This window comes from Parafrankia soli (assembly GCF_001854695.1).
Classification (GTDB): Bacteria; Actinomycetota; Actinomycetes; order Frankiales; family Frankiaceae; genus Parafrankia; species Parafrankia soli.
Map to the genome: position 1 here is coordinate 22,294 of NZ_MAXA01000113.1, position 12,585 is coordinate 34,878.

The following is a 12,585-nucleotide window of genomic DNA, read 5'->3' on the forward strand; positions in this document are numbered from 1 at the left end:
TCGGTGCGAGGTTGTATGAAGGTCGGGCCAATCCCGACTACCGCCTGGAGCCTCCCATCTCCTCCTCGCCGGCCGGACACGCCGTCCGCCCGGGTCCGACCGACCCGGCCGCCGATCACACGTCCGCGGGAGCCCCTGCCCGCGGCCTCCGTGGGGCGGGCCGGTCACGGTCCGACCGCCCCCGCGCGGCGCCCGGCCGGGCCTCCCGCCGGCCGCTGCTGGCGATGTTCGCCGGCTTCGTCCTGCTGTTCCTCCTCCAGGCACCGGGGAAGCTGACAGCCGACACCAAGCTCGACGTCCCGCTCGAGCCGTGGCGGTTCATGTCGGCGGCCACGCACCTGTGGAACTCGACGTCCGACTTCGGCTTCCTGCCGAACCAGTACGCCGGCTACCTGTTCCCGATGGGCCCCTTCTTCGGGCTGGGGAACCTGCTCGGCGTGCCGCCGTGGATCACCCAGCGGCTGTGGATGGCGGTGCTGCTCACCACCGCCGCCTGGGGCACGGTCCGCCTCGCCGAGGCGCTCGGGATCGGTCGGCCGAGCGCCCGGTTCCTGGCCGGCCTGAGCTACGCCCTGTCGCCCATGTTCCTCGGCAAGGTCGGCGCGACGTCCGTCGCGATGGTCGGGGCGGCGATGCTGCCCTGGATCACCCTGCCGCTGATCCTCGCGCTGCGCCCCGACGGCGCCGGCGGGGCGGACACGGGCCACCGTGACGACACCGGGGAGCGGGCCCGGGAGTTGGCCGCCGCGCGTCTGTCGCCGCGGCGCGCCGCGGCCCTGTCGGGGCTGGCGGTGCTGTGCACCGGTGGCATCAACGCGACCGTCACGCTGTGTGTGCTGCTCTGCCCGGCCGTCGTCCTGGTGTTCGCGGGCGCGACACGGCGGGCCTGGGCACTGCGGGCATGGTGGTGTGTGTGCGTGGTGCTGGCGTGCGCCTGGTGGATGCTCGCGCTGGCCGTCCAGGGCCGCTACGGGCTGAACTTCCTCCCCTTCACCGAGACCGCCGACACCACGACGGGAACCACCTCGGTCGGCGAGACGCTGCGCGGCGCCGCGGACTGGATGGCCTACCTCTCGCTGCCGACCCCCTGGCTGCCGGCGGCCCAGGAGTACGTGAGCACCCCGCTGGCGGTCGTCGCCTCGGCGGTGGTGTCCGCCTTCGGTCTCGCCGGCCTGGTCCGCCGGGATCTCCCAGCCCGCCGCTTCCTGCTCGTCACGCTCGCCGTCGGGGTGGTGGCGGTGGCGGCGGCCTACCCGGGCCAGCCGGGCAGCCCGCTCGCGGACGGCGTCCGCTCGCTACTGACCGAGCCGTTCGGGTTCCTGCGCAATGTCTACAAGTTCCAGCCGGTCGTCCGGCTGCCGCTGGCGCTGGGCCTCGCGCACCTGCTCGGCGTGGCCCTCTCGTGGCGTCCCGGCGCGGTCCGGGCCGGCGCCGCCGGCCCGCCTGAGGACGCCGGGCCCGCGGGCAGGGCACGGCGCGGCGCGGAGGGCGCCGGCGATGATCGGCGCAGGCTCGTCCCGGTGCTGGCCATCCTGGTGACGGTCGGGACGCTGGTCGCCGGGATGGCGCCGATGCTGCGTGGCCAGGGCCTGCAGCCCCGCCCCTTCACGAAGGTGCCGGACTACTGGGCCCAGGCGGCCGACTGGCTCGCGGACCATCCCGAGGRCGGGCGGGCCCTTGTCCTGCCGGGCGCCCCGTTCGGCGAGTACCAGTGGGGCCGCCCCCTCGACGAGCCGCTGCAGTGGCTCGCCCGCACCCCCTGGGGGGTGCGCAACATCATCCCGCTGGGCGGTGTCGGGACGACCCGCCTGATGGACGGCATCGAGCACATGATGGCCACCGGCTCCACCCCCGGGCTCGGGGTGACGCTGGCCCGCGCGGGGGTCGGCCAGGTGCTCGTGCGTAACGACATCGAGCAGAAGGACTGGGACATCCCGCCGTCGACGGACCAGCTACACCGCTCGCTGGAGAGCTCGGGCCTGGTCCGGGCGGCGTCCTTCGGGCCCGAGGTCCAGGCCCGCACCACCGCCAAGGCCCGGCTCGTCGAATCCCTGAGCGAGTCCGCCGAGAAGGTCCCGGCGATCGAGATCTGGACGGTGCCCGGGGGAGCCAGCATGGTTCAGGCCTACCCGGTCGACACCGGGGTCGTCGTCTCCGGCGGCCCCGAGGCCACCGTGCAGCTCGCCGGCCAGGGGCTGCTCAGCGCCGATCGAGCCGTGGTGCTGGCCGGGGACCTCGCCGAGCCGGACCGCCCCGCCGGCGGCACGGCGGCCGGCGCGGCCGACGACACCGCGATCACGCGGGCGCCCATCGCCGATCCTCCGCCGGCGTCCCAGGTCGTCACGCCCACGACGGCCTGGGCCGTCACCGACACCAACACCCGCCGTGACTACACCTTCGGCATCGTGCACGACTCGGCGTCCTACCTGCTCGGCCCGGACGAGACCGTCGCCGGCCGGCCCGGCGCGCCGAGCCAGTGGGTCGACCGGCCGGTGGTCGGTCACCAGACCGTCGCCGGCTACGCCGACGGGATGTCCGTGCAGGCCTCCTCCTACGGCTACGACCTGCTCGCGGCTCCTGACTTCGCGCCGTCCGCGGCCGTCGACGGGCAGACCTCGACCTCCTGGACGGCGCGGCGCCGTCAGGGCGCGACCTCCCAGGGACAGTGGATCCAGCTCGACGTCGGCCGCGAGATGTCCGTGCCCTACATCGACATCCGGCTGCTGCAGGAGGGCGGCTGGCGCCCGGAGGTCGAGGCGCTGCGGGTGACCACCGAGCGTGGGTCGGCGGTCACCCAGGTCTCGCCGATCGAGGACATCCAGCGGCTGGCGGTGCCCCCGGGGATGAGCCGCTGGTACAGGATCACCTTCGACAAGGTCAGCCGGGAGACCGACCCCGTCCTCGGGGCCGGCCTGCGCGAGATCGAGATCCCCGGCGTGCGGTTCCAGCGGTACGCCCAGGCCCCGGCCGACATGGTCGACGAGTTCCAGGCACCGGACGAGGGGCTGGTCGCCTACTCCTTCGAGCGGACCAGGGTCGACCCGCTCCAGCCCTTCGGCGGATCCGAGGAGATCACGCTCTCCCGGCGGTTCGAGGTGCCCCGCCGCCTCACCTTCACCCTCACCGGCACCGCGAGCGCCCTCCCGCCGCCGGCCGGCGCCGAAGTCGACTCCTCCGACGATCCGCTGGTCATCCCATGTGGCCAGGGGCCGGCCCTGACGATCGACGGAGTCCGCCACGACATCCAGGTCGAGGGCAAATACAGCGACCTCGCCACCGCGCGGCCGTTCCGCATCAGCCTGTGCTCGGAGGGCCACCAGATCACCCTGGACCCGGGTCAGCACCTGATCACCGTCGACCTCGGCCAGTCGACGATGCTCGTCGACTCGCTCAGCCTGGTCGGCACCACCGCCGCGACCAGCACGGAGAAGCCACGGACGACCCGGATCGGGGAGTGGGGCGCCGAGCGGCGGACGATCGAGATCGGCGCCGGCGCCAGGTCCTTCGTGTCGGTGCGGGAGAACGCGAACGCGTCCTGGACGGCGACCCTGGACGGGAAGCCGCTCACCGCGGTCCGGCTCGACGGCTGGGCGCAGGGCTGGATCGTGCCGGCGGGGGCCGCCGGCACGGTCGTGATCGAGAACCTTCCCGGCCAGGAGTACCGGCGCAACCTGCTCATCGGGCTCGCCCTGGTCGTTCTCCTGATCGTCCTGGCGGCCGTCCCGGGCCGGCACCGGCTCCGGCGCCGCTCCGACCCCGACGGGTACCCGCTGGGCCTCGAGCCGGGGCGCGTCCCGCTGGTCGGGCTGCTCACCCGCGTTCCGGGCGCCTGGGCGGGGATGGCGCTGGCGACAGCCGCGGTGTTCCTGGTAGCGGGCTGGCTGGCGCTCGCGGTACCGGTCCTGGTCCTCGTCGGCCGGCGGTTCCCGGTGATGCTCGGCGTGCTGGCGGTGGCTGGCATGGTCGGCTCCGGCATCGCCGTCGCGGTCAGCCCCGACAGCATTCCGTTCTCGGGCGAGGGCGCGTTCGGCTGGCAGGCCCAGACCCTCGGATCGCTGGCGTTCGCCGCGACGGTCGCCGCACTCGCGCTACGCCGTGCCGAGCCGGCCCGGCCCGCATCACCCGGACCGACCTCGGACGGCTCAGCCGGCCATGTCCCGTAGCCGTACGCCGCCGCCGCCGGCGGCGGCGGCGCTGGCGCGGTTCGGGCCGGCGTGCGTGGCGGCGAGGAGCAGGTCCTCGCCGGTGGCCGCGCGGGGCCGCTGCGCCGGCCGCAGCCCGCGACGGGCCAGCGCGGTGCGGGCCCCGGTGCTGTCGGCCCCGTAGAACAGCGCGACGAACCGGCGCCCCGGGCCCGGCAGCCCCGGCTCCGGGCCGGCCGCACCGGATTCCGGGGCGATCTCGAAGACCAGATCGGTCCGGCGCAGCACGGGAACCTCCGCACCCGGCGCCAGATCGAACTCGACCCAGGTCGCCTGGTCGTCGCGGCGCCGCCGGTCCCGCGGCGGGCGGGCGGCGAGTGGGCGTGCCGGCGCGTGCCGGGCCGGAGGCTCGCCCGGGCCCCCGGCCGAGCGGCCGCCCGCGCCGGCCCCGGCGAGCCGGTCGAGCTCGGAGCCGATGACGGCGGCCAGCAGATCGGCGCTGGTGTCCCAGCTGAAGCCGCCGGCCCACGCCCGCGCGGCCGCGCGGATCTCCCCGGCCCGCGTCGGGTCGGCGAGCAGGGTCAACGCGCGGTCGACCGCGTCGGCGAGCTGCCCGGGCTCGTCCACCAGCCAGCCGGTCACCCCGTCGCGGACGGAGTCGCGCAGTCCCGGAACCCGGAACGCGACCGCCGGTACCCCCATCCCGTTCGCCTCGAGTACCGACAGGCCCCATCCTTCGCCGTGGGAGGGGTTCACCGTCAGCCAGGCCGACGCCAGAACGGCGTCGCGGACCTCGGGAGCCGCGAATCCGTGCCAGCGCACGGTCGCGTCCGACGAGCCGTCGCCCTGTGTGAGCATCAACCGGGCGGCGATGTCGGCGAGGCGGCGGCGGTCCGGCCCGTCGCCGACGAGGTGCAGGCTGAGGCCCGGGTGCCGCCCGACCAGCACGGGCAGCGCCTCGATCAGCAGGTGCAGGCGCTTGTGCGGGACGAGCCGGCCCACACACACGATCGTGGGCGCCGCCGCCCTCGCCCCGATGGCGCCCTCGGTACCGAACGGGCCGTCTGTCCCGCCCGCGCCGCCGGAGGCGACGGCATCGCCGCCGGCGTCACCATCACCGTCGGCGATGGTGACGCCGTTAGGGACGAGGAACCGGGCCCCGGGCAGCGCCAGCACCCCACGGGCCTCGTCCCTGGTGGACGGCGAGACCACGGCCACCGGCCGGCGGCCGTAGACCCACCGGCTGCCCGGGGTCTCGAGCAGCTGGCCGATCCGCGCCACCGGCCGCGGGAAGTACAGCGGGAACTGCTTCTGGTGGACGTGGTGCAGCACCTGCACCACCGGAATCCGGCTCGGCAGCACGAGCGGGCTGAAGAACGGGATGCCGTTCTGGCAGTCGACGACGGCGTCGACCCGCTCCCCGGAGCGGACCATCCGCGCCAGCCGGGCGAGCACCGACGGGTACACCCCGAAGGTGCCCCCGCCGCGGCGCACGGCGACCCCGCCGTCCGTGGTCGCGGCGGCGGCGCCCGGTGGGCGGGAGGTGAGCAGGGTGACGCGGACGCCGGCGGCGGCGAACCGCTCCGCGACCGAGTGGCAGAACAGCTCCGCCCCGCCGGCCTGCGGATGGGCGTTGTCGCGCCAGTTGAGGAAGACCAGGTGACGCCCGGTGAGGGCGTGAACGGGCCGGGGCGCGGCTGTGGTCACCGGATGTCTCCCATCGCTGGAGGTCTCGCGGCGCAAACCTACTGGCCGGCCGCCCCCCACCTTCGGGGGGCGCTACGGGACCGCCGCCCGCGRCGACCCGTTGTGTGTGGTCGTACGATTACCGGCAATTCCGCCCGCCAGCCGGTGGCCCGCCTCGACCGGCGCGGAGTACCAACCAGCGCGGAGCACCGACCGCGGCAGGAACGCACGGACCCAGGAACACGGACCCAGGAAGAGGCAGATGGCGACGCGCTCCCGGGCGATGATCGCCGGGATGTTGGCCGGCCCGGCGGCGCTGGCGGTCGCGGGTGTCCTCGTGAACGGTCTCAACCTGTTCATGAACCTGGTGCTCGCGCGGGTGCTCGACCCGGCCCGGTACGGCGCGGTGGTCGTCCAGGTCAGCATTTTCATGATCCTCTCGGTGGTCGGCAACGCGCTGCTCATCGCCGTCGTGCAGCGGGAGACCGCCGATGACGGCGACAGCCGGCGCGCCCAGCGGGCCTGGATCAGGCGCCTGCGTGGTGTCTGTGGCATCGGTGTGGTCGCCGCGTCGGCCGCCGCCGTGCTGCTGTGCCGGCCGGCCGCGGCCCTGCTCTCCTACGCCCACCCGCTGGCCGTCGCCGAGGCCGTGATCGGCGCGGCGGTGTGGACGTTGCTGTGCGTCGAGCGCGGAGTGCTCCAGGCCCGGGGGGCCTATCCGCGCCTGGCGGTCAACTTCGTGGTCGAGGCGGCGCTGCGGATCGGGCTGATCGTCGCCTTCGTCGGCGCGGGCCTGGGGGTCAACGGCGCGGGGCTCGGGCTGGTGCTGGGCATCGCGCTCGGCGCCGAGCACGCCCGGCTGGGGGTCGCGAAGGTCCCGCGCCCGGCGAGGGCCGCGAAGCCCCACGCGGCGGCACCACCCTCCACCGGCCCGCTGCTCATCCCCGGGCCGACGCGGTCCGGCCGCAGCGGGCTGTTGGCCGACACCTGGGTCGCGCTCGGCGCGCTCGTCCCGCTCGCGCTGCTGCAGAACATGGACGTCGTGATCGTCGGCTGGCTGGACCACGACGGGGCCGGCGCCTACGCGGCGATCTCGACGGCGTGCAAGATCCCGGTGTTCATCGGCCTGGCGGTGGCGAACTTCCTGCTGCCCGAGGCGGCGCGCAGGCGGGCCGCCGGGCACGGCACGGCCCCGGTGCTGGCGGTGGCGCTCGCGTTCGTCGTCACCCCGGGGCTGCTGCTCGCCGCCCTCGGTTCGGTGGCCGCCAGGCCACTGCTGTCGATGGTCTTCGGACCCGACCTCGCGGGCGCGGCCTCCTCACTGTCCGTGCTCGCGCTCGGCATGACCTGCCTGGCCGTGACGCTGATGTTCACCACCTACCTGCTCGGCGCGGCCCAGCGGCAGGTCGTCGCGGTCCTGACGGTGTGTGCCGTCGTCACGGCAGCGGCGCTGGGCCTCGCCGGCGGGGACCCGATGCGGACCTCGCTGGCCGGGCTTGCCTGCCATGCCATGACGGCGCTGGTCCTCGGGGCCCTGGTACACCGCCTGCACCGCGCCGACGCGCGGGCCGCCACGGCGCCGGCCGCCGCCACCGGCGAGGCGGGTACGGTCCCTCCGGGTCAGCATCCTCCCGGCGGGGAGGCACAGCCCGTCGGCGTCTGGTGACACCTGACAGCGCACCGCTCGCCGCACCGCTCGCCGCGTCGCCGGCAGCCAGCGCCCACCCGTGCCGGGCGTCCGTGCCCGGCGAACGTTCCCACCAAGGCCCGAAGCAGCCCGCCGGACGGCGGGCCGGAGGCCCATCGCGACCCGCCCTCCGGCGGGCCGTCCGAACGGAGTATCCGTGGCCCTGACCAGTTCCCTCGCCGAGCGCATCCCCGACAAGGTCTTCGCCTCGGCCATCGCATACGCCCACCGCCGCTTCGAGCCGATCCTGAGCCAGGTCCGCATGTTCGTCGACCCGCACCAGACCGCGGTCGACGTGGGTGCCTGGTACGGCCCGTGGACGTACTGGCTGTCCAGGGTGGCCCGGTCGGTGGTGACCGTCGAGGCCAACCCGGAGCTGGCCGACTTCGTGGCCAGGACGGCGCCGTCCAACGTGACCGTGGTGCCGAAGGCGGCGTCGGACACGGCCGGGACGGCACGGTTGTGGCTGCCCCCGGGCGGCCGGGGCACCGAGGGGCGTGCCTCGCTGCTGCGTCCGACCGGCCGTGACGCGGCCGGGGCCTCCGCCGCCGAGGGCCGGACCGTCGACGTGGAGACGATCCGGCTGGACTCGCTCGACCTGCGGGACGTCGGCCTGATCAAGGTTGACGTCGAGGGGCACGAGCTGGCCGTCCTGCGCGGCGCCGAGGGCCTGGTGCGCCGGTTCCGGCCGGTGCTGGTCGTCGAGGTGGAGGACGCGCGGTCGCCGGCCGCCGACACCCTCGACCTGCTGGCGAGCTGGGGCTACGAGGGCACCTTCCACCTCGACGGGGTGTGGCACCGGCTCGAGGGTTTCGACCTGGTCGGTCACCAGCGCGGGATGGAGGCCGTCGCCCAGCACGGGTACCTGCGCGCCGTCGCCGAGGGCACCGGGGACAGCTACGTCAACACGATCGTCTTCCGTCCCAGGGCCGCCCGCATCTGATGCCGGACCCGACCGACGCGGCCGACCGGACCGACGCGGCCGAGCTCGACCCGGACGCCACCAACGATCTCGGGAGGCCCCGCTCCGGCCGGCCGGGCGCCCCCGCTCCGGCGTTCACCCGCCGGCGGCTGATCGCCGGCGTGGCCGGCCTCGGCGCGCTGTCCGCCGCCGGGGCGGCCGCGTGGCGCCTGCTCGACGACGGCTCCGGCCCGCCGTCGTGGCTGCCGTCGCCGCACGCGTCCACGCCGGTGGGCGGGGCCACCGCGGCTCCGTCCCTGCCCCCCGGCTCGCTCAAGGAGATCCCCGAGGACCTGCTGACGATCTTCGGCGCGCCGGGCACGTTCGGTGATCTCGGCTCCGCGTCCAGGATCGACGTCGTCGACGTGCCTGGCTGGGGATTCGGCCCCGGGCAGGCCGGGTTCATGTCGGCGGTCGCGGCGGACGGAACGGTCTTCATCGGCACGACGCCGTTCACCGACGACCAGTCGAAGCTCACCGGGACCGGCATGGAGCTCGGCCTGTTCGAGCCGGAGGGGCGCCGTTTCACCCGCCTGGTCATCCCGTCCTCCACCGGCAGGGAGGCGCAGCCGCGCGCCGACCCCGCCTTCGCCGGCATCGGCGGCGGCGACGTCTCGGACGTCATCGTGGTGCCCGCGCCGGCAGGGGAGGAGGGCGAGCGGGCCGTCTTCACCTCGCTGATGCCCTACTACAACTGGGACGTGCGGACCTACGGCCAGATGCCGGCCTTCGGGCAACTGCGCCGCGGCGGCCCGGGCGGCGCGTGGCGCTACGACCCGGGGCTGTCGCGCACCGCCGACGCCCTGGCGGGCACCCTCGAGCCGCACATCGCCGCCACCGCCTTCCCCGTCATCTACCAGGGGCAGCCGCGTTCGCCGCGCGGCCCCGCGTCCATCGCCAGGCTCCCGCGCAGCGGGCACCTGGTCGTCGCCCAGTACCTCGGTACCGGCTACGGCGGGACGGAGAACGGCGCGCTCATGGTCCTCGACCTCGACGGCCGCGTCCGCGCGTACTGGCAGTACCCGCAGGTCCGGCCGCTGGGCGTACAGGTGGTGGTCAACCCGCGGGAGGTCGTCGCCGACCCGACCAGCGAGGCCGACGACGAGCGCTTCGTCCTGATCAGCGACTGCCGGGGCGCCGACTACGTCACGCATCCGTTCCCGATCCAGGAGTTCTCGTACCAGGCGTCGACCGGCCGGATCATCCCGCGCAGCACCGCGGTGCGCGCCGTGCAGGACGGCTCGCGGATGGAGACCGCGGGCTTCGGCGCGGACGGCACCCTCTACGTGGCCCGGACGAAGGCCGACGGGCTGCGCGCCGACCGCCTCGCGGTCTACCCGAAGCTCGGGCGCGAGCGGGGCCTGGTCACCCGGACCCCGGCCACCGGCAACTGGCCGGTCGCGACCTGGGGCCAGGACAACCGGCCGGACTTCCTCGTCGCCAACACCGACCGCGGCGGGCTGGTGCGCAGCCTGACCGTCGACCCGACGACCGGGACGGTGCTCCTCGCCGGCCTGGACGGTTTAGTGACGGCGGTGCGCCCGGCGGGCCGGGGCAGCCGGATGACCTTCCGGACCCTGGACCCGGTGGACGTCGGCCTGGACCACCTGCGCGGGCCGGCGACCCGGTACGTCGGGATCCGGCGGGGGGCGGTGGACGCGCGGCGCCGCGTGCTGTGGCTGCCGGTGAACCAGATGGTGCTCGACGGCATCCGTTGGCCCTACCCGCCGTTCAAGCTGGACCAGTGGCTGCTGCGGGTGAACCTGGACGTGCTGCTCCGCGAGTGAGCGTCGGCCCGCGCGCCGGGCGGTTCCGGTCCGGTCGGACGGGCGGGCCGGCGCCCTGGTCGTCAGGCGGTGACGTCCCGGCGGCGGAACAGCACCGCCGTGACCGCCGCGGCCAGCCCGCAGAACACCAGCACCCGCACGCCCGCGGCGGAGTACGCGGTCGTGTACCCGTTGCCGCCGACGGCCACGATCTCCATCAGGTGCGCCGGCAGCCACCCGCCGGCCGGGGCGTAGATCCGGGACACCAGCATCTCGACCGGCAGGGCGTAGGCGACCCCGACCGCGATCGCCGCGGCGGGGGAGCGCAGCACCACGGCCGCGAGCGCCCCGACGGCGGCGTAGCCGAGGGTGCCGAACGCCACGTTGGCCAGGCCCTTCCCGAACTCGGCCAGCCCGGGAAGGGACAGCCACGCGTCGGTCGGGATGTTGTTCAACGGCGCCAGGGCGAACGACAGCCCCACCGTGACCAGCGCGGACACGGTGACCACGAGCACGAGGAAGACCACCAGCGCCAGCACCTTGCCGGCCAGCAGCCGCAACCGGTGCGGCTGCGCGACGAGCTGGTTKCGCAGCGTCCCATGGGAGTACTCGCCGGCGATCGCCGAGGCGGTGACGGACAGCGCCACCACACCCAGCAGGATCGTCACCGCCTCCAAGCCCTCGATGACCCCGGACGGCGCGGCGAGCATCGCGACCGACACCGGATCGCCGTCGAAGTCGGTGCGGCCCGCCGAGAAGATCGTCAGCGCCGTGCCCAGCGCGGCGACGGCCGCGACGGCGACGAGAGTGCCGACCAGGAACCGCCGGCGCAGCAGCGGTACCCACTCGGAGCGGAAAGCGTCGATCATGTGGCACCACCTCGCATCGTCAGGTCACCGTCGACGTCCCCCGTAGCCTTGAGGAAGGTCTCCTCCAGGTTCGGCCGGTGCGTCCGGATCGACCGCAGGGTGATCCCGGCCCGCATGGCCAGCCGGTTGATGTCCGGCGCCAGCCCTTCGGGCGCGTGCGCGACGACCACCGGGTGCCGTTCGACCATCGCCGGCATGGGCCGTGACCCGCCGGCCATCTCGATCTCTATGCGCAGCCCGGCCGCGCCCAGCACCCCGGCGAGCCGGACGGCGTCGTCATCGCGCTCGGGCACCATCAGGATGCGCGGATCCTCGGCCGCCAGGAGTTCGGCCACATGCCCCTGGAACAGCATCCGGCCGTTCCTGATCATCACCAGGTGGTCGCAGATCTGCTCCACCTCCGAGAGCAGGTGGCTGGACACGAAGACCGTCATCCCCGTGCCGGCGAGATCCCGCAGCAACGTGCGGATCTCCCGGATGCCGGCCGGGTCCAACCCGTTCGTCGGCTCGTCCAGGATCAGCAGGTCCGGGTTCGGTAGCAGCGCCGCCGCGATACCGAGCCGCTGCTTCATCCCCAGGGAATAGGTGCTGAACCGGTCGTCGGCCCGGGTGGAGAGGCCGACCTGGTCGAGTACCTCCGCCACCCGATCGCGCCGGCCCCGCCGGCCGGGGCCGGCCGCTCCCGCACCAACCGCTCCGTGCCTGCTGGCTCCGCCCGCCCGGTGGGATCGGCCGAGTCCGCGCAGCAGAGCGAGCTGGTCGAGATTGCGCCGACCGGACAGGCCCGGATGGAACGTCGGCCCTTCGATCATCGCCCCGGTCCGGTCGAGGTACTGATCGGGCGCGCTCACCGGCTCGCCGAGGACGTAGGCCTGGCCCTCGGTCGGGCGGACCAGGCCCAGCAGCATCCGCAGCGTCGTCGACTTGCCGGCGCCGTTCGGTCCGACGAAGCCGGAGAGGGCGCCGACGGGAACGCGGAGGTCCAGGTGATCCACGACGCGGCGTTCGCCGTACCGCTTGGACAGGCCGCGGGTCCAGACCGCGGTGTCGGACGGCACCGGCCGCGAGCCACGGTGCCGGCCGCGGGCGGGCGCGGTCGACGTCGACCCGCCCCTCCGCCTGGTGTCGGACGGGACGGTCGACGTCGCCCCGCCCCGCCCGGTGTCGGACGGGGCGGCCTGGCGACGCGCCGGCTCGGCGGGCGTGCTCGCCGTCATCGCGTGCCTGATGAGGTCGTCGTCGGCATCGTCGGAATGATCTCCTTCGGGCGAGTGGACGTCATGGTCGCCGAACGGCGACGAGGAGGGCGGTACGCCCACGGGATGGGCACGGCCGCGGACGGCCGTGCCGGGACCGGGTTCGAGTGACCGTGCCTGGGCCGGCGGAACGCGAGGCGTCTTCCGTCGGGGCTGATGCTCCTCACCGCGCCGCGGTTCCTCACCACCACACGGCCTGCACTGACGAAACAGTCGGG

The 12,585-nt window shown here is 74.8% G+C and carries 8 protein-coding genes; 5 read left to right on the forward strand and 3 right to left on the reverse strand.

Features of this window, described 5'->3' with window-relative positions:
• The first annotated feature begins 11 nt into the window (after positions 1-11).
• Positions 12-4,163, forward strand: a complete 4,152-nt coding sequence (locus BBK14_RS10570) for an alpha-(1->3)-arabinofuranosyltransferase (protein WP_241831383.1) — start codon at positions 12-14, stop codon at positions 4,161-4,163.
• Here the strand turns inward: BBK14_RS10570 and BBK14_RS10575 are convergent.
• Positions 4,143-5,849, reverse strand: a complete 1,707-nt coding sequence (locus BBK14_RS10575) for a glycosyltransferase family 4 protein (RefSeq protein WP_071061462.1) — start codon at positions 5,847-5,849, stop codon at positions 4,143-4,145. The two genes, BBK14_RS10570 and BBK14_RS10575, sit on opposite strands and share 21 nt — an antisense overlap.
• Positions 5,850-6,090: 241 nt before the next feature.
• Here BBK14_RS10575 and BBK14_RS10580 point away from each other — a divergent pair, with 241 nt between their 5' ends.
• The 3 genes from BBK14_RS10580 (at position 6,091) to BBK14_RS10590 (ending at position 10,263) form a co-directional block, all read left to right on the forward strand.
• Positions 6,091-7,494 (forward strand): lipopolysaccharide biosynthesis protein, encoded by a 1,404-nt coding sequence (locus tag BBK14_RS10580; protein WP_071061464.1) that lies wholly within the window; start codon positions 6,091-6,093, stop codon positions 7,492-7,494.
• 178 nt (positions 7,495-7,672) lie between these two features.
• On the forward strand, positions 7,673-8,458 hold the full coding sequence (locus BBK14_RS10585; protein ID WP_071061465.1) for an FkbM family methyltransferase: 786 nt from the start codon (positions 7,673-7,675) through the stop codon (positions 8,456-8,458).
• Positions 8,458-10,263: a hypothetical protein gene (locus BBK14_RS10590; protein WP_071061466.1), complete on the forward strand. Its 1,806-nt coding sequence runs from the start codon at positions 8,458-8,460 to the stop codon at positions 10,261-10,263. Before BBK14_RS10585 ends, BBK14_RS10590 begins: the two co-directional genes overlap by 1 nt.
• 62 nt (positions 10,264-10,325) lie before the next feature.
• On the opposite strand, the gene BBK14_RS10595 is transcribed toward BBK14_RS10590, so the two are convergent.
• Both BBK14_RS10595 and BBK14_RS10600 read right to left on the reverse strand, forming a co-directional pair.
• Positions 10,326-11,111, reverse strand: coding sequence for an ABC transporter permease subunit (locus BBK14_RS10595; RefSeq protein ID WP_071061467.1), 786 nt, complete (start codon positions 11,109-11,111; stop codon positions 10,326-10,328).
• Positions 11,108-12,328 carry an ABC transporter ATP-binding protein gene (locus tag BBK14_RS10600; protein WP_083390852.1) on the reverse strand — a complete coding sequence of 407 codons (1,221 nt, stop codon included), beginning with the start codon at positions 12,326-12,328 and terminating at the stop codon, positions 11,108-11,110. Before BBK14_RS10600 ends, BBK14_RS10595 begins: the two co-directional genes overlap by 4 nt.
• Positions 12,329-12,331: 3 nt before the next feature.
• Between BBK14_RS10600 and BBK14_RS38160 the strand changes: the two genes are divergently transcribed.
• On the forward strand, positions 12,332-12,478 hold the full coding sequence (locus tag BBK14_RS38160) for a hypothetical protein (RefSeq protein WP_157904237.1): 147 nt from the start codon (positions 12,332-12,334) through the stop codon (positions 12,476-12,478).
• Positions 12,479-12,585: the final 107 nt, after the last annotated feature.

Excerpts from the sequence above, each read along its gene's own strand:
- BBK14_RS10580 (WP_071061464.1), top strand. The coding sequence starts at position 6,091 with ATGGCGACGCGCTCCCGGGCGATGATCGCCGGGATGTTGGCCGGCCCG.
- BBK14_RS10590 (WP_071061466.1), top strand. The coding sequence starts at position 8,458 with ATGCCGGACCCGACCGACGCGGCCGACCGGACCGACGCGGCCGAGCTC.
- BBK14_RS10600 (WP_083390852.1), bottom strand. The coding sequence starts at position 12,328 with ATGACGGCGAGCACGCCCGCCGAGCCGGCGCGTCGCCAGGCCGCCCCG.